Here is a 17,988-nt window from a genome sequence, read left to right on the forward strand (position 1 = left end):
CCGGGAAAGCTGCCGCACACACCGCCGGGAAAGCTACCGCGCACGCCTCCGGGAAGCTGCCGGGCACGCCGCCGGGAAAGCTACGGCGTACGCCGCCCGGAATCCCCACATTTACCGCATTTAAAGCTAATTTTTCGTAGAAATCTTTCGTTCAGCTTATATAGATCAGAACTTATCATTCAAACAAAGGCGGGATTCAGATGAGTGGAACAATACAGCACGCATGGGTAGATGAGGCTTGGAGTAAGGCACTGGAGAAAACGCGAGCAAACAGCTTGAGAATCGGCGCGGAATTCCCCCATGCCAGCCAAGGCGGCAAGTACGTACTGGAGACACCGAGCTGGTGGACAGCCGGCTTCTGGCCGGGCATGCTCTGGCAGCTCTATGCCGGGAGCGGGGACGAGAGCCTGAAGGCGATTGCCGAATGCTGCGAGCAGCGGCTGGACGAGGTGCTGGATGGTTATGTGAAGCTGGATCATGACTTAGGGTTCATGTGGCTGCTGACCAGCGTAGCCAACTTCAAGCTCACGGGCGCAGAGGAATCACGGGTCCGGGCGCTTAAGGCTGCCAACTATCTGGCTGCCCGCTTCAACCTCAAAGGCCGCTATATCCGCGCCTGGAATCCATGGAGAGAAGGCGAGGACAACAGCGGGGTCGCTATTATCGACTGCAGCATGAATACCAGTCTGCTCTTCTGGGCTTCTGAAGTAACCGGAGACCCGCGTTACCGGCATATCGCCGAGGCCCATATGGATACGGTACTGGAGCATTTCATCCGGCCGGACGGCTCTGTCTATCACATTGTCAATTTCAACCCGGAAACGGGCGAAGTGGTAGAGAAGCGCGGCGGACAGGGTTATGCACCGGAGTCGGCCTGGTCGCGCGGCGCGGCTTGGGCACTTTACGGGTTGTCGCTGGCCTATCATCATACCGGCAAGCAGAGCTACCTTGATGCATCCAAGCAGGTTGCCCATTTCTTTCTGACGCGTCTGCCGGAGGATCAGGTTCCGCATTGGGATTTCCGGGCTCCCGGTGAAATCGGTGAGATTCGTGACAGCTCCGCCGGTTCTTGCGCGGCGAGCGGCCTGCTGCTGCTGGCGAGCCAGGTGGATGAATCGGAGGCACATGTCTACCGGAACGGCGCGCTTAGAATTACGGAATCCCTCTACCGGAATTATGGGACCTGGGATAATGCGGAGGAAGAAGGGCTGCTGCTTCACGGTACAAGCAACTATCCTGAGAACCGGAATATCGATGTTCCTCTGATCTACGGTGATTTCTTCTATGTTGAAGCGCTGGCGCGGATCAAAGAAGCCGGCCCGTTCTACTGGGAGTAGGGGGATATGATGACTAACGGGAGAGCAGCATCAGACATATTATCCTCGCGGATTGCAGATAATCCGCTGAAGACGCGGGAGGACTTGGTGACCGCTCTTGAACAGCTAACGGGTCCGCTGCGTCCGCTCTACAGCAAAGGCGGCGCAAGACTTGAGATCGGCAGAACCGGAGCGAGCTATCCGGCAGCAACTGCCGGGATGGAGGGCTTTTCCCGGGTATTATGGGGGCTGGTCCCCTTGCTCGCCGGAGGCGGAAGCAGCGAAATCCGGGACATCGTGCTGGAGGGCATCCGGCATGGCACCGACCCTGCCCATGAAGAATATTGGGGAGATGTAAGGGATTACGACCAGCGTCTGGTTGAGATGGCAGCCTTCGGCTTCGCGCTTGCAGCGGTTCCGGAGCAGATCTGGGCACCGCTTGCTCCACAGGAGCAGGATCACCTGTATAACTGGCTGAATCAGATAAACTCGCATCCCTGCTATGATTGCAACTGGCTGTTCTTCAATGTACTTGTTAATGTTGGGTTCCGCACCATCGGCCGCCCGTATGATGCGGTGCAGCTGGAGAACAATCTGCAGCGGATGGATGCATTCTATCTGGGAGAGGGCTGGTACAGTGACGGTGTTGACGGACACTGCGATTATTATGGACCGTTTGCGATCCATTACTATTCGCTGCTCTATGCGAAGCTGATGGAGCAGGAGGACCCAGAGCGTTCCCGGTTGTTCAAAGAACGCGCCCGGCTGTTCGCCGCTGAATTCCTGGGCTGGTTCGCCCCGGACGGCTCCGCGCTTCCTTACGGGCGCAGCCTGGCATACCGATTCGCTCAATCTGCGTTCTGGAGTGCCCTGGCTTATGCTGATGTTGAAAGCTTCCCTGCCGGTGTGGTAAAAGGCATCGTTCTGCGCAATCTGCGCTGGTGGTTCAGCCAGCCGATCTTTGATGCGGCAGGCGTATTGACCATCGGATATACGTATCCGAATCTGGTCATGGCGGAGAATTATAATGCACCCGGCTCACCCTACTGGGCGCTGAAGACTTTCCTGCCGCTCGCACTTGGTGAAGAGCATCCGTTCTGGAGCGAAGAGGAGCTTCCCCTGCCGGAAATCCCGGCAGTTATGGTTCAGAAGCCTGCACATCTTGTCCTGGTCCGCGAGCCGGCCTCCGGTCATGTGGCGGCGTTCAACAGCGGCCACCTGTACACGAATGAGCATACCCATACCTCGGCCAAATACGAGAAATTCGTCTATTCCACAGGCTTCGGGTTCAGCGTACCCCGTTCTGAGTGGGGGCTGTCGCAGGGTGCATTCGACTCCATGCTTGCGCTCAGTGAAGGCGGGGACAATCTGTACCGCGTGCGGCGCCGGAATGTGGAATCCGAGATTACGGACAATGTTCTGCGGTCTGTCTGGAAGCCTTGGGCCAATGTGGAGGTCAGAACATGGGTTGTAGCGGGACTGCCGTGGCATATCCGGGTTCACCGGATCGAGACAGGCCGGGCACTTGACGCCGCAGAAGGCGGGTTCGCCCTGGGCCAGGAAACGGAGCTTGCGCAGCAGACCGACAACTCAGGCACAGCAGTATCTACAGCTTGGGGAGCCAGCGGAATCAAGGGACTGATGGGTTACGGAACGGCAGAGCTCATCTGGCCCAATGCAAACACGAACCTGCTGCGTCCCCGGACGGTACTGCCAACATTGACGGCTACGCTTGAGCCCGGAATTCACTGGCTGGCTTCGGCCGTCTACGGTGATCCATCGGCTGATTCTTCAGCACAGCAGGTGAACGGGGCCGGTAATATTCTGGAGCAATCTCCCGAGGCCTTGCTGCAGGTTTCTTTTGCTGAGGATGGCATCACGGTTCAAACTACGGGCGGAACGGAAATTTTTATCCCGATACAATAGAAAAAGGCTGCATCTTCACGTGATTGTGAGGGTGCGGCCGTTTTTGATTATATGCATCTCATATGACCTCATCTAATGCGTTTGGAAATCGGGTGATCTTCATTCATCTGCAGCAAGTCCCATAAGTTTCCATACAAGTCCTTGAACACAGCAACCATTCCGTAGGCTTGTTCTTTGGGTTCTCTTACAAATTCGATGCCTTCAGTGACCATTTCCTTATAATCCCTCCAAAAGTCGTCAGTGTTCAGAAATAGAAATACCCGCCCGCCTGTCTGATTGCCAATAAACTGCTCTTGTTCAGATTTCGACGCTCTGGCAAGTAAAATTGTCGTACCGGCAGAGCCGGGAGGTGCAACCACTACCCACCGTTTATCTTGCTCTGGCTGATATGTATCCTCAACTAATGTGAAGTGCAGCTTTTTTGTGTAAAATTCTATCGCTTCATCGTAATCTTTTACAACCAAAGCGATGTGTATAATAGACTGAATCATTTCTTAGACCCTCCAATTCAAGTAATAGATCATCTTGTGTGAACTTATATTATTCTATAGTACCGATATTAACTGGTGAAAACCACTTTCGCCAATCGTGTGCTGGGGGGTTGCAGTAACCCGATTAAAGAATATGAGTTAGGCTTAAGTGCACTTTGTACAACTAAATCATATGATTTACAACCGATTATCCGTTTAGTTGTATTTCGTGCAATTAAATTGCTATTTGTAGATGGTTTCTCCGATTCGGGCAGATTTAGTTGTACTGATTACAGTTAAAAGATGAAGGCGTTCCTTTTCGCTGTTTTTAATTGTACATTATACAACTATCGCTGAGTTTCCACTTGGAACTGAATACTTTCTCTTAGATGCTGCATTGTTGAATGAACTCACTTCATTAGATCTGATGCTGCACCAGTATCTCCCCCAGCAACTCCCGTGTATCTGCCCACAACCTGCGCTGCATCGCTTCATCGCCGCCAGGGGATACCGGTACAATGGACTTGCCCGTTCCCACATTAAAATACCCTCCGGTTACCTCTGCATAATACGGGTCCACGATTAACCGGGTGATAATTTCTGCCCCTCTTCGCGGATCACCGAGCCGGATAATCTTCAGGATCCGCTCGATCACAGAAGCGAACCGCAGCTCGCGTCCCAGTCCGGTTACATTGAAGCCCGGATTCAGGGCATTTACTGTTATTCCGCTGCCTGCCCATTGCCGGGCCAGTTCTGCCGTGAACATGATGTTTAGCAGTTTGGTTTTGCCGTAGACAGGAGAGGAGCCCCGGGCAGTAAAAGCAGCAGTATCCGTTAGGTCCCCGGGCAGGCGGAGTACACCATGACGGCGCGAAGCCTCTGAGGCTACGTTGACTACTCTGGCATTGCCTGCACTGCGCAGTGAAGTCTCCAGTCTATGCGTCAGCAGCCAGGGTGCCAGATAGTTCACAGCCATCATCTCCGGCAAACCTTCGGCAGTGGTGCGGGGCTCGAAGGCATGGATTCCTGCATTGTTCAAAAGTACATCGATGGAAGGGCAGGCGGCAGCAATTTCAGCGCCAACCCGGTTCACATCCTGCATCAGCGACAGGTCTCCATAGACAAAACGGATATTTGCAGCAGGCTGACGGGCCTCGATGATGGTTCTGGTAGCCGCAGCACGTTCTTCACTGCGGGCAGTCAGGACAAGCGCATAGCCTCTTTCCGCCAATTGGACGGCTACAAGCTGTCCCAGTCCGCTAGTGGCTCCGGTGATGACAACGGTTGGTTGTTTAGGCATGGTTATTCTCCTTTAAATGACGTATAATTGATATATGTCCACTATAATTATATGATGGATATATGTCAACTATATTGGTGGCGGTTATTTCTGAAGTTAAGGACAGGTGAATGAATATGAAGCAGGGCCCAATAAACATTAATCAATCAAGGCTTGAATCAAGAGAACAGCTGGAGCTGGCGCTGGGAGAGCAGCTTAACGCACTGATCAGCGCAGCCCATGCGCTGAATGTCAAAGCCGCCGCGCGGTTCGATTCCTCGTTGCAGCCGGCTGCCTTCCATATTGTCCGCTGGCTCTATTCCTATGGGCCGGCAAGTGCTGCCGCCATTGCGGAAGCAACGGCTATGGACCGCAGCGCGGTCAGCCGTCTAATCAAGCAACTGGAGTCTCTGGGTTATGTGAGCCGGGAAGCCTCACCCGATGACGGGCGGGCCATCCTCCTCTCACTTACAGAGCAGGGACAGCAGCAGACAATAGCTGCCCTTAACGAGAAGGGTTCCGTGTTCTTCGGGCGGACTGCGGTATGGAATGACGACGAGCTGCACCAGTTCATTCACCTGCTCAAGCAGTTCAACGGGCTATAAGCTGGTGACGGCTTAGTGCCTCCTTTACTAATTACAAAAACTTGCTAGTTAGACCATGGAGCCTGTAACCGCTTTCCCGATATAATGTGCGTAAGCATACGAAATCGGACAATCCGGGAGGAAGCTATTCCATGAAATCGAATGAGGACTTTATACTTGCCGCGCCAGACCAGGCGGTTCAAATTTACCTGGACCCGAAGGGGGCAGATTATAACGGGCTGCGTCGGGTGGCGGAGTCTTTCGGCGCAGATATCGAGCTGGTGAGCGGGATAACACCTGTGATTCTGACACGAAAAGAACAGCTCTCAGGAACCGTCGTCATCGCCGGTCCCATAGGCGGAAATGAGCTGATCGACAGGCTGATTGCAGAAGGCGTCCTCGACGTCACGGCGATTCAGGGCAAGCGGGAATGCTACCGGCTGCAGCTGGTTGAAGCTCCACTGCCTGGCGTGGACCGGGCGCTTGTCATTGCGGGCAGCGATAAACGCGGGACAATCTATGGCATCTACTCCATTTCTGAGCTGATCGGGGTCAGCCCGTGGGTGTATTTTGCCGATGTGGTTCCGGAGCAGAACACCACAGTGTCCATTCCTGTAAGCAGACTGAATCGCAGCTCCAGAGAACCTTCCGTTAAATACAGGGGGTTCTTCCTGAATGATGACTGGCCGTCGCTCGGCTCCTGGGTCACGCATGCTTTTGGCGATTTCAATGAGGATTTCTACGACAAAGTGTTCGAGCTGATCCTGAGACTGAAGGGGAACTTTCTGTGGCCGGCGATGTGGAGTGCAGAATTCAGTCTGAATGGTACAAGCAGTCCGATTGCCAATGCAGTTCATGCCGATGAATACGGCATTGTTATGGGAACGTCGCATCATGAGCCGTTGTTTAGGGCCGGCAGCGAATGGCAGAAGGTGTACGCGCAGTACGGGACAAGCAATCTGTGGGATTTCGCCCGCAACCCGCAGGCGATTACCGCCTTCTGGGAAGACGGAATTAAGCGCAACCGATACTATGATAATCTGATTACACTCGGCATGCGCGGAGAGAGTGACTCTGCCCTCGAAGGCTCAGACCAGGAGAATATTGAGCTGCTGAAGCAGATTATCCTTACCCAGAAGGCCCTGCTGAAGAAATACAATCTGGAGCATAAGCCTCAGGTTCTGGCTGTGTACAAGGAGGTCGAGAAGTATTGGTACGGTACGGCGGAAGCAGAAGGGCTGAAGGATTGGGAGGTCCTGCAGGATGTGACGATTCTGCTCTCGGATGACAACTTCGGCAATCTCCGCAAAATCCCGGAAAAACATGAGCAGCAGCGGGAGGGCGGCTGGGGAATTTACTACCATTTTGACTACCACGGAGGCCCGCATTCCTACGAGTGGGTGAATGTGACTCCGCTGGAGAAGGTCTGGGAGCAGATGACCATGGCGTTCGATTACGGCATCCGTGATATTTGGGTGGTAAATGTCGGCGACTTGAAGCCGATGGAGCTGCCGCTATCCTACTTCATGGATTTAGCCTATGACTTTGAAGCCTGGGGAACCGGAGCGATTAACCAGACAGAGGAGTACACCCGGCGTTGGGTGGAGCAGCAGTTCGGAGCTGGCCTGAAGCCCGGGACGGTTGACGGAATCGCAGCGGTACTGGCGGATTACACCCGGATGAACGGGCGGCGCAAGCCGGAAATTATCAGAGCGGGCACCTTCAGCCTGCTGCATCATCAAGAGGCGCAGAGAGTGCTGGAACAGGCGCTCAGCCTGGAGCAGGCGGCGGCCAGGTATGAGCCTGAGCTCCCAGCGGCGCTCAAGGATGCCTATTACCAGCTGGTCTATTATCCGGCAGTGGCCTCGGCGAACGTGGTCAAGATGCAGATCTACGCCGGACTGAACAGGCTGCATGCCGGACGCGGCAGTGTACTTGCCAATACCTATGCCGATCTGGTACTGGAGTCTATTGAGCGGGATAAGCAGCTGGAGCAGCACTACAATACTGGCATCTTGGACAGCAAATGGCAGGGCATGATGAGCTCTCCGCATGTCGGCTATGTGAACTGGAACGCGGACGGCTGGAGTTATCCGGAGGTCAGCAGAGTGACCCCTGCCAAGGAAGCCATCATGATTGTTGGTGTAGAGGGAACGGAGCAGGGTTACACGGCAGGGACAGCGGGTCTCCCTCCGTTTACGAATCTTCAGCAGGAGACTTATGAGATTACGGTCAGCAGCGGCGGAGCCGGGTTCGAATATAAGGCAGTCAGAAGTGCGGAATGGATCAGGCTGGACCGGACCCAAGGCTGGGTGGATACTGGAGCGGCGATCCGGGTTTCAGTAGATTGGGAGAAGGTGCAGGGGGCGGCTTCGGGCCATATTACTCTTTCGGGTGCCGGCACAATCATAACCGTTCAAGTAGCAGTAGAGTGGACCAACCTCATCAATGTGCCGCCGATGACCTTCATCCAGACGCATAATACCGTCTCTATCGAAGCGGAGCATGCTACAAACCGCTTGGCGAAATCCGGAGCCGAGTGGAAGACCATTAACAACTACGGACGGACCTTGTCTTCAGTCAAAATGCTCCCCGCCGGCAGCTCCTTTGATCAGCCGGAGGAAGCACCCTATCTGGAGTACCGGCTGCTCGTCCATCAGGACGGGGAATACAGCCTGACCGCCTATATTGCGCCGACTAACCAGTTGTCTCCAGTCCGAGGCCTGAAGTATGCAGCCGGATTCGACGGGGAAACGCCGGTCACCGCAGATGCGCTGCCGCCGGGTTATGAGGGCGGCAATCATGACAATGAGCCGTGGTGCCGTGCGGTGATGGACAATATTCATACGCAGGTTACGCGTCATGTACTGGCCAAGGGCCAGCATACGCTGCGCTTTTACGGACTGGATACCGGACTTGTCCTGCAGAAGCTGGTATTGTCTGCCGGGCCGCTGCCCTATTCCTATCTGGGGCCGGTGGAGAGCTATCATAGCTGACTTCCCGCAGGTTGCCGGGACCGCAGCCATCGTCAAGCAGATGGCGGCGGAAACCCGCAACACTATGCGCACTACCCTTACTCACCGTCACTCCCCGTTACTCACCGTCACTCACCGTCACTCCCCGTAACTCTCCATAACTCTCCATAACTCCGCGTCACTCCCCGCAACTCCCCATAACTCCTCATCACTCTCCGTTCCTCCGCATACTCCACGTTACTCCGCATTACTACGGAACTGATTCGGAGTAATCCCCTTATACTTTTTGAACACCTGATAGAAATATTTCGTATCATTGTACCCGGACTGCAGAGCGATATCCTCGATCCGCATTCCGGGATCTTTGAATAGCAGGCATGCATGCTCTATGCGTATCTTATGCAGGTAATCGGTGAAGCTGATTTTGAGCTGCTGCTTGAACAGCAGGCTTAAATAGCCGGGTGTAATATAGATTTCCCTGGCGACAATCTCGCGGTTGATATCCTTCATGTAATTTTGCCCGATATAGAGCTTGGCTGCTTCCAGCAGTTTGTTGCTGTTCTTCTTGGAGGTCAAATGCTCACTGACCAGAAGGGCAGTCTCAAGCAGAGACTGAAAGATATGATCCAGACTGGAGCGGGACAGAACCTGGATCAGCTCGGTCAGATTTTGTCCGAACACCTTGTTCACGTTGACGTTATTCTCAATGCATAATTTATACAGGGCGAAGAACAGGGCGAAGCTCGACTTGATCACCTGATCCCTGGATACCGTTTCGGGCTGCAGGGCCACGTTGAACAGGGTAAGCTTCCCGGCAATTTCTTCGGGGGAGCCGTTCCGGACAGCCTTAAGCACCTCCTGCTCCTCATGCAGAGGGTAAGAGGATTGCGAGGCTTCATCATCAAATTCCCCGCTGAACTCCACAATTTTGCCGGTGCCTGTGTAGTTTCTTGTATTCAGCGCCTGGGAAGCCTCCAGAAAAGAACGCCGTAAATGCTGAAGATTCTTATCTATACTTCCGATTCCGGCAGAGACCGTGAACCGGAGATAACTCAGGATATTATCCTGGATGATCCGGATATATCCGCTTAATTCCTCATGATCCAGCAGCTCATCCGTATTAAGGATCAGGACAATATCATCCTGATGTTCAAAGGCGATACATACTATTGTCTCCGGAAGGGATTCCTCGCAAATATTCTTCAGCCCGTATTTCAATAGCTCCGTATCCTCATGGAGATATTTCTGGTGCAGCTGCCGGAAATTATCAATCCGCAGCAGAATCACGCCATACAGCAGATAAGGAAATATTAGATTGTTCATCTTCAGATTGGCCAGCAGCTGCGGATATGCAGGACTCTCGGTGAGAACCAGCTGGCTTAGGGTCTTCTCTTTCAGCAGGGGCAGACTCTCCCGGAAGCCCTGCCGCAGATGCTCCAGCGATTTGATCTCCAGCTTCTCCGATTGAATCTGCTCGGTGATGTCCAGTATTGTATTAAGAATCTCCTGTCTCCGGCTTGGTTTCAGCAGATAGTTGCTGGCTCCGACTCTAATGGCTTGCTGGGCATAGGCGAAATCATCATATCCGCTCATAATCACCGATTTGATGTGGGGATACTTCCCGGAGACAATGGAGATTAACTCCAGACCGTCCATTTGCGGCATCCGGATATCCGTCAGCATGATGTCGACAGGATGGGTACCCAGAATATCCAGTGCTTCCTGGCCGTCTCTGGCCTCGGCAACAATAGTAATTCCGTGCGCCTGCCAGTCGATTAAGGTCCTGATCCCGACACGGGCCCGTTCTTCATCGTCCACGATAATCATATTAAACAAGTGATAATCCCTCCGGTCCTCTGCGCTTATGCTTCGCATGATAACTTATCCTTCTATTTCTCGCTGAAACGCCCCGTTCTTAAAAGGACGGCGTAGCTGTTTCCACTTGAAATATAAGAATTTATAGGTTTCACGCTATCCATTATCCTTCTATTTTTGGAGAAACGGATGCCGCCTCTTTCAGAGGACGGCGAAGCCGTTTCTTCTTATATTCAGCCTAAATATCATTCAGGATAGCCGGAATTACGATCTCCACGCGTGTACCCTCTCCCGGGACGCTGGTGTAGTTCAAGGTGAAATCCCCTTTATAGAAATGCTTCAGTCTGGCTTGGACATTCTGCACCGCGTATCCCCCGGTATCCCGGGCTGTATAAATATCCGATTCATCCGGCAGGGTGAGAATCTTCTGCAGGGTCTCGCTGCTCATGCCGCCCCCGTTATCTTCAATCACGAACATCAGTTGATCTCCGGTCCGTTGTCCGCTGATACTCACACAGCCGCCCCCGCGTTTACGTTCAATCCCATGAATCAGCGCGTTCTCAATAAAAGGCTGCAGGCTGAGCTTCAGAATGACATAGGGGTGCAGCTCATCAGGGATATCGATCACGAAATCCAGAGAGTCTTTAAATCTCATTTTCTGCAGGGACAGATAGAGCTCGATAAGCTCCTTCTCTTTGGCTACGCTGGTGAAGCTCTTGCCCTGGTTAAGACTTAATCTGAACAATCTGGAGAGGTTGATCACCATCTCACTGATCTTGTCCTGCCCCGCAGCTTCGGCTTCCCAGAAAATCGTATCCAGCATGTTGTACAGAAAATGGGGGTTGATCTGGGACTGCAGCGCCTTGAGCTCCGCTTCCTGTTCTTTAAGCTTGAGCAGATAGGCATCGTCCACCAGCGCCTTAATATTGGCGACCATGTTGTTGTACCCCCGGCTTAACTGGCCGATCTCATCCCAATATTTAATGTTAACCTTCTCTTCGAACTGACCGTTCTGGAAGCGGCGCATCGACAGCAGAAGGGTCTTGATCGGTGCAGTCAGGAATGAGGAGAAAAACATCAGCAGGGGTATACTAAGGAGCAAACTGGCCAGAATCATGATCAGCACAGCCGACTTAATCGAGTTAAGCTCCTCGGTCAACGAACTCAGCGGCACACTGTACAGTGTAATCCAGCCATTGGCATTGATATTATAGTTCAGCAGCGTATCTCCGCCTTGCAGGTTCACGATGGTATAACCGGACAGAATGCCGGCTTCGGCCTGCTTCATCACGAAGTCTACTGCCTTCTTGTCATACGTTTCTTTACCTGCGGCCAGGAGCTGCTTACCGCTCTCATTCAGAATAAGAATGCCGTGGTCCTGATCATAGAGATCCGTCAGATAGGTTCTGCGGATCGTCTCCAGATTAATGCCGACAAATACAAAGCCGATTCTGTTTCCGTTTACAATATCGCGGATAATCCGGGTCATGCCGAGCTTGTCATTGCGGTTGCTCTGAATGAAGACATTATTCTCTTCCGTCAGCGGGAACCAGTAGGAGGCGCCGTTCAGGGCAACAGATTCCTTATAAATATTGTGCGGAGTGATCTTGTCCAGGCTGTAGGCCCCGCTGCTGTCATCGGTGGCGACCTGAAACATGGGTGCGGACAGGCTGCCGTACAGCGCCAGATAATCGAAATTACCGGTCACCAGCATCTGGTTCATCATGGACGCGGTTGGTCCGTTATAGAACTGATCCTCGATCTCGACAGAGTCGGGGGTGTTGCTTCTTAACGTCTCCTGTACAACGGAAGCCAGGCTGAATACCGTAACCCAGTCGGCAATCGTCTTCTGCATCCGGGAGAGATTGCTGTCAATCTGCTTAAGCACGCTCTGATTGGAGTTGCTTACTTTGTTAATGATCTGTTTTTTTGAGATGGTATACGAATATCCTCCTATAGCAAAAGTTACTGCGGTGATCAGAAGGAAGATAAGAATTGTTATCTTATATCGCAGATTCATATTTAAATAGAAACGCAGCACATGATCACTAACCTTTTTGTTTTTTAAAAGATAAGAATTTATATGCTTCGCGCATTAAATATTCCTTATCTTTCTCGCTGAAACGGTACCGCCCTTAAAAAGGACGGCGAAGCCGTTTCCACTTATCTTATGCGTATTGCTGCATTTAAACAAGGGTGCCGGAAGAGGAGTCGACAATTTTAAACTTTACTCTCTTTTTCTCTACTGACCCCGGATTAGGTTCTCTGTTACGATGTGGTCACAACAAAGAAGGCGAGCACAATCAACAACAACTAGGGGGAGATTAAATGGTTATGAATACAAAAGCTACACGGAATCTACTGCTGATTACAGCGCTGGCAGCTGTCTCGGTACTCAGTGCATGCGGAGGCAACGATCAGAATGAGAGTGCAGGCAGTACAAACGGCAACTCCGCAGATCCCGCTGCTGAACAAGTCACACTGCGCGTGTTCTCCAACCTTCCGGACCGTAAATCGGGCCAGGGCCTGGCCGAGCAAATGGTGATCGACAACTATACCAAAGAGAATCCTAATGTGAAAATCGAACTCGAAACGCTGGCCGAAGAGCCTTTTAAGAACAAATTAAAAGCCTATATGGCCTCTAACGAAGCGCTGGACATCACTATGGTGCACGGGGGAGCGGAGCTTAATACACTGGTTCAGGCTGGTTATGTAAAAGAGCTGGACCCGGCCGGGTATGAAGGGGAGACCTACAACTTCCTCCCGGGCGTATACAAGTCATTCACTTTCAATGATAAATTGTACGGATTGCCCCGGAACAGCGACTATGAGGTCATCTACTACAACCAAAAAATATTTGCAGACAATGGCATAAATGTACCAACAACCTATGCGGAGCTGCTGGATGCAGCGAAACAATTCCGTGACAAAGGCATTGAGCCGATGTCGGTGAACGGTAAAGACCTGTGGAGCTTCGCGGCATTCTTCCAGGACCTGGTCATTAGAGTGAGCGGAGATCAGAGCCTGATGCTGGACGCGGTGGAGCAGAAGAAGAACTTCACAACCGATGAGAGCTTCATCACTGCCGCCAAGCTGCTGGGTGAGGCAAGAGATGCCAAGCTGTTCCAGGAATCATTCATGACCGCAGACTACGGCGCATCCCAGAATTTATTCACTCAGGGAAAAGCGGCAATGTGGTACATGGGCTCCTGGGAAGCGGGAATGGCTACGAATGAGAGCCTGTCCGAAGACTTCCGCAATAATGTCGCTGTGCTGAAATTCCCGGTAGTGGATGGCGGCAAAGGCAAGGATACAGACCTTCTGGCCTGGAACGGCGGCGGCTATTCACTGGTCAGCAGCTCGAAGCATCCGGAAGAAGCCAAGAAATTCTTCGATTATCTAATGCAAGCAGATCAATGGGCCAAAACCGTCTGGGATACCGGCGCGGCTGTTCCTGCCCAGAAGTATGAGCTGACCGGCACGGAGAGCGGGCTGCAGAAACAGCTGACAGATGTTCTTACCGGAGCAACAACAACCGCAGGTTCACTGGGTCTTGATTACGGAACTCCGAAGTTCAAAGATGATGGCCAGAATGCCTTCGGCAAGTTCTTCGCCGGCGGATCGACACCTGAAGAGCTGCTCGCAGACCTGCAGAAAGCAGCGGAATCCCAATAACAAATATAGAGAGTGAAAGGGGACGGGGCAGGAATCTTCTTGCCCTTCTCCAATCTTAAGGATGGAGTGAGACTTCCATGCAAAAAGTATTCAACAATAAAATGGCCATCTTCCTGTTCGTCTTCCCGGGAATTCTCTTATTCTCCCTAACCTTTCTGGTCCCGATTGTGCTCAGCACATACTATTCGTTCCGGGATACCCTGGCACCAGGCACACCGTCTGCATTCATAGGGTTCGCTAACTATACGGAGCTGCTGTTTCACGATACACGTTTCTGGCTGGCGCTGAGAAATGCCGTCCTGCTGGGTTTGGGCTTCATCTTCATTCAACATCCGATTGCCATCTTCTTTGCCATTATGCTGGACCGCCTGGGTGGGAAAGCGGAGAAGTGGTTCAGAACGATCTTTTTCATTCCATGCGTGATTTCAGTAGTGGTTATCTCCAAAATGTGGCTGTCGCTGCTCGACCCTACCTTCGGTGCGTTCAACAAACTGCTGGATACACTGGGCCTTGGGTTCCTGAAGCATGCCTGGCTGGGGGACAGCAGTACGGCACTTGTTACGATGCTGTTCATTCTAATCTGGGCCGGATTCGGCTGGGGGCTGCTATTCTATTATGCCGGCCTCAAAGGAATCCCGGATGAAATGTATGAAGCCGCTTCCCTCGATGGAGCTTCGGGCTTCAAGCTGCACCTGCGGATCACCGTTCCGCTGCTGTCACCGGTCATTACGGTGCAGATCACACTGGCTATGATTACCGCCTTGAAGCAGATGGAAACCGTGTTCCTGACCACCAATGGCGGCCCCGGCGATTCCACCCAATTCCTGGCTGTGTATCTCTATAACAAGGCATTCTCGGCCAGCCAATACGGCTATGCCAATGCCATTTCGATTCTTTTCATCGTCGTCTGTCTGCTGGCCACCTACCTCAGCAACAAACTTACCCGCAGTGATGCTACGGAATTCTAAGGAGGAAACACCATGACCAAAAGCACTAAAACCATACTATGGGTGTTCTTCCTTGTTGTCGCCCTGGTTCAACTGTTCCCGTTAATCTGGCTGGTGGATTTCTCATTCCTCAGCAGCAATGAATTCTACTCTTCAAGTATTCTGAAATGGCCAAGCGCACCGCAGTGGCAGAATTATATCAATGCCTGGGTAGACGGCAAATTCCTGCGCTACTTCATTAATAGTGCTTTCATTACTACGGTTACAATCCTATTAACGGTTGTGCTATCCTTGACGTTAGGGTATGCGTTTACACGGATGGACTGGAAGTTCCGTTCGGTATTCTTCACCATCATCCTGCTCGGGATTATGATTCCGATCCATGCCACCTTGCTGCCCAACTTCGCGATCTTCAAAGCGCTGGGCTTGACCGACTCCTATCTGGGGCTGATTCTACCCTACACTGCGGTGTCCGTGCCCATGGGGACGTTCATCCTGACCGGGTTCCTGCGGAGTATCCCCAAAGCGCTGGAAGAGTCGGCAATTGTGGACGGGGCGAATATTTACCGGATTGTGTTCCAGATCATCGCACCGCTTACCGCACCTGCTCTGGTAACAGTAGTCGTAACTACTTTCCTGAATTGCTGGAATGAGTTCATTATGGCTTCGACCTTCCTCAGCAAGGATGCACTGAAAACGCTGCCTTTCTCAGTCATGAATTTCGCCGGACAGTATTCCTCTGATTATGGCTCACAGTTTGCCGTCATGGTGCTGACCTCCATCCCTGCGATTGTCATCTATGCGATCTTCAATGAGCAGATTACGAAGGGCGTTACTGCCGGTGCTGTAAAAGGTTAATATCACACTGCGCATGCTTCCGAAGCGAGTTTTGTACGAAGCAATCACAGGGAAGTAGATGCTCACAAAACTTTTAGGAGGACAACAATGGATCACTTGCTATACGGTGTTGCTTATTACGACGAATACATGCCTTATGACCGTCTGGATGAAGACATCCGGATGATGCAGGAAGCGGGAATCAATACTGTGCGTATTGCCGAGTCCACCTGGAGTACCCATGAACCCCAGAACGGCGTATTTAATTTCAGTCCGGTGACAAGAGTGCTGGATGCCATGCATGCCGCCGGAATTCATGTCATTGTGGGCACGCCGACTTACGCCATTCCTGCGTGGATGGTCAAAGAGCATCCGGATGTGCTGGCCGTCACGGCACAAGGTGAAGGGAAGTACGGTGCGCGGCAGATTATGGACATTACCCATCCCGTGTATCTGTTCTACGCAGAACGGATCATCCGTAAACTGATGGCCGTGGTCCACAAGCATCCGGCAGTTATCGGTTACCAGATTGATAATGAAACCAAGCATTATGAGACCGCCGGACCGAATGTCCAGCTTAAATTCGTCAAATACATGAGAGAAACCTATGGAACGCTTGAGGCGATTAACCATCAGTTTGGCCTGGATTACTGGAGCAACCGGATCGACAGCTGGGAGGACTTCCCGTCGATGGTTGGCACGATTAACGGCAGTCTGGGTGCGGAGTTTGCCAGATTCCAGCGCGGGCTGGTGAATGAATTTTTGGCGTGGCAGATTGGAATTGTCGGGGAGTATAAGCAGCCGGGGCAGTTCACGACACATAATTTTGATTTTGAGTGGAGAGGGCATTCGTTTGGGGTGCAGCCGTCCGTGGATCACTTTGCCGCAGCCGCTCCGTTCGACATTGCCGGTGTAGATATCTATCATCCGTCGCAGGACAGTCTTACCGGTACGGAGATTTCGTTCGGGGGAGATATGACCCGTTCGCTGAAGCAGGACAACTACTTTGTCCTGGAGACACAGGCGCAGGCTTTTCCTGAGTGGACGCCTTACCCTAAGCAGTTGCGGCTGCAAGCCTTCAGTCATTTAGGCTCGGGTGCCTCCATGGTTGCCTACTGGCATTGGCATTCGATTCATAATTCGTTCGAGACCTACTGGAAAGGGCTGCTCAGTCACGACTTCCTGCCTAATCCGGTGTATAAGGAAGCCCGGACGATCGGTGCTGATTTCAAGCGGCTGAGTGATCAGCTGATTGGGCTCAAGAAGACCAGCAAAGTGGCTGTTATGGTCAGCAACGAAGCACTGTCGGCGATCGAGTGGTTCAAGCTGCCCGGCGGTGTGATTTATAACGATGTAGTCCGCTGGATGTATGACGAATTTTACAGAATGAATATCGCCTGCGATTTCATCCAGCCGTCCTGCACACGTTTGAGCGACTATGAGCTGATTGTCGTGCCAGCCCTGTACGCCGTCTCTGATGAGGCACTGCAGCGGCTGAATGAGTATGTGCGCAGCGGCGGTCATGCCGTCTATTCCTTCAAAAGCGGATTCACCGATGAGCAGGTGAAGGTGCGGCATTCAGCGCAGCCGGGCGTAATTCATGAGGCCTGCGGAGTGGCTTACAGCCATTTTGCCACGCCTAATGCCTCTGCCGGACTTACCGGCAAGCTGTTCCCGGAGGGAACGGAAGCAGGCGTTCATACCGTCAGAACCTGGATGGAAATGCTTGTTCCAGACTCGGCCGAAGTACTCGCCAGCTATGATCATCCCCAGTGGGGCGAATATGCGGCGGTCACCAGAAACTCTTTCGGTGACGGTACGGCCACCTATATCGGATGTATGACGGAGCCTGCCGCGCTGGCGGTAATCCTGCGGGATACGCTCCAGGTTGCCGGATTATGGGGCGAAGACCAGCAGCTGTCGTTCCCGTTAATCGTGAAATCCGGTGTGAACCGGCATGGCAGTACAATCCGCTACTACTACAATTATTCGGCGGAGTCCGTGACATTCCAGTATCCGCATGGCGCGGGGCAAGAGCTTCTATCCGGGAATCCCGTAGCGCATGCTGAGGAGCTGAAGCTGGAGGCTTGGGGCGTATTTATTATTAGTGAAGGTTAATAAATTGCTTTAACTATGAGGAGCAAGTAACGATCCTCCCCATAGG

The 17,988-nt window shown here is 52.4% G+C and carries 12 protein-coding genes; 8 read left to right on the forward strand and 4 right to left on the reverse strand.

All coding sequences use genetic code 11. The features are described from left to right. Positions 1-200: 200 nt before the first annotated feature. Entirely contained in the window at positions 201-1,337 is a 1,137-nt protein-coding gene (locus MHI42_RS31050; protein WP_342421678.1) for a glycosyl hydrolase, read from the forward strand. 6 nt (positions 1,338-1,343) lie between these two features. Next, positions 1,344-3,242, forward strand: coding sequence for a DUF2264 domain-containing protein (locus tag MHI42_RS31055; RefSeq protein WP_342421679.1), 1,899 nt, complete (start codon positions 1,344-1,346; stop codon positions 3,240-3,242). A 68-nt stretch (positions 3,243-3,310) separates the two neighbouring features. On the opposite strand, the gene MHI42_RS31060 is transcribed toward MHI42_RS31055, so the two are convergent. Both MHI42_RS31060 and MHI42_RS31065 read right to left on the reverse strand, forming a co-directional pair. Continuing rightward, on the reverse strand, positions 3,311-3,733 hold the full coding sequence (locus tag MHI42_RS31060) for a VOC family protein (RefSeq protein ID WP_342421680.1): 423 nt from the start codon (positions 3,731-3,733) through the stop codon (positions 3,311-3,313). 397 nt (positions 3,734-4,130) lie between these two features. Continuing rightward, a complete protein-coding gene (locus MHI42_RS31065) occupies positions 4,131-5,012 on the reverse strand; it encodes an SDR family NAD(P)-dependent oxidoreductase (protein ID WP_342421681.1) in 882 nt (293 codons plus the stop codon). 110 nt (positions 5,013-5,122) lie between these two features. On the opposite strand from MHI42_RS31065, the gene MHI42_RS31070 reads away from it, so the two are divergent. Further along, positions 5,123-5,596: a MarR family transcriptional regulator gene (locus MHI42_RS31070; protein ID WP_342421682.1), complete on the forward strand. Its 474-nt coding sequence runs from the start codon at positions 5,123-5,125 to the stop codon at positions 5,594-5,596. 131 nt (positions 5,597-5,727) lie between these two features. Continuing rightward, entirely contained in the window at positions 5,728-8,571 is a 2,844-nt protein-coding gene (locus MHI42_RS31075) for a glycosyl hydrolase 115 family protein (RefSeq protein ID WP_342421683.1), read from the forward strand. A 216-nt stretch (positions 8,572-8,787) separates the two neighbouring features. Here MHI42_RS31075 and MHI42_RS31080 read toward each other — a convergent pair whose 3' ends face one another. Together MHI42_RS31080 and MHI42_RS31085 are read right to left on the reverse strand one after the other, a co-directional pair. Continuing rightward, positions 8,788-10,425, reverse strand: coding sequence for a response regulator (locus MHI42_RS31080; protein ID WP_342421684.1), 1,638 nt, complete (start codon positions 10,423-10,425; stop codon positions 8,788-8,790). Positions 10,426-10,603: 178 nt separating this feature from the next. After that, complete coding sequence (locus MHI42_RS31085) at positions 10,604-12,385, reverse strand: sensor histidine kinase (protein ID WP_342421685.1); 1,782 nt, start codon at positions 12,383-12,385, stop codon at positions 10,604-10,606. Between the two features lie 308 nt (positions 12,386-12,693). On the opposite strand from MHI42_RS31085, the gene MHI42_RS31090 reads away from it, so the two are divergent. From MHI42_RS31090 to MHI42_RS31105, 4 genes are all read left to right on the forward strand, one after another. Then, entirely contained in the window at positions 12,694-14,040 is a 1,347-nt protein-coding gene (locus MHI42_RS31090) for an extracellular solute-binding protein (RefSeq protein ID WP_342421686.1), read from the forward strand. A gap of 77 nt (positions 14,041-14,117) precedes the next feature. Next, positions 14,118-15,008, forward strand: coding sequence for a sugar ABC transporter permease (locus tag MHI42_RS31095; RefSeq protein WP_340986080.1), 891 nt, complete (start codon positions 14,118-14,120; stop codon positions 15,006-15,008). 12 nt (positions 15,009-15,020) lie between these two features. Beyond that, entirely contained in the window at positions 15,021-15,845 is an 825-nt protein-coding gene (locus MHI42_RS31100; protein WP_171718102.1) for a carbohydrate ABC transporter permease, read from the forward strand. Between the two features lie 87 nt (positions 15,846-15,932). Next, entirely contained in the window at positions 15,933-17,942 is a 2,010-nt protein-coding gene (locus tag MHI42_RS31105) for a beta-galactosidase (protein ID WP_342421687.1), read from the forward strand. Positions 17,943-17,988 lie beyond the last annotated feature (46 nt).

Source organism: Paenibacillus sp. FSL E2-0178 (assembly GCF_038593005.1).
Lineage (GTDB): Bacteria > Bacillota > Bacilli > Paenibacillales > Paenibacillaceae > Paenibacillus_AQ > Paenibacillus_AQ phytohabitans.

Bases quoted from the DNA above. Each gene is read 5' to 3' on its own strand.
- MHI42_RS31050 (WP_342421678.1), top strand. From the start codon at position 201: ATGAGTGGAACAATACAGCACGCATGGGTAGATGAGGCTTGGAGTAAG.
- MHI42_RS31055 (WP_342421679.1), top strand. From the start codon at position 1,344: ATGATGACTAACGGGAGAGCAGCATCAGACATATTATCCTCGCGGATT.
- MHI42_RS31060 (WP_342421680.1), bottom strand. From the start codon at position 3,733: ATGATTCAGTCTATTATACACATCGCTTTGGTTGTAAAAGATTACGAT.
- MHI42_RS31065 (WP_342421681.1), bottom strand. From the start codon at position 5,012: ATGCCTAAACAACCAACCGTTGTCATCACCGGAGCCACTAGCGGACTG.
- MHI42_RS31070 (WP_342421682.1), top strand. From the start codon at position 5,123: ATGAATATGAAGCAGGGCCCAATAAACATTAATCAATCAAGGCTTGAA.
- MHI42_RS31075 (WP_342421683.1), top strand. From the start codon at position 5,728: ATGAAATCGAATGAGGACTTTATACTTGCCGCGCCAGACCAGGCGGTT.
- MHI42_RS31080 (WP_342421684.1), bottom strand. From the start codon at position 10,425: ATGCGAAGCATAAGCGCAGAGGACCGGAGGGATTATCACTTGTTTAAT.
- MHI42_RS31085 (WP_342421685.1), bottom strand. From the start codon at position 12,385: ATGAATCTGCGATATAAGATAACAATTCTTATCTTCCTTCTGATCACC.
- MHI42_RS31090 (WP_342421686.1), top strand. From the start codon at position 12,694: ATGGTTATGAATACAAAAGCTACACGGAATCTACTGCTGATTACAGCG.
- MHI42_RS31095 (WP_340986080.1), top strand. From the start codon at position 14,118: ATGCAAAAAGTATTCAACAATAAAATGGCCATCTTCCTGTTCGTCTTC.
- MHI42_RS31100 (WP_171718102.1), top strand. From the start codon at position 15,021: ATGACCAAAAGCACTAAAACCATACTATGGGTGTTCTTCCTTGTTGTC.
- MHI42_RS31105 (WP_342421687.1), top strand. From the start codon at position 15,933: ATGGATCACTTGCTATACGGTGTTGCTTATTACGACGAATACATGCCT.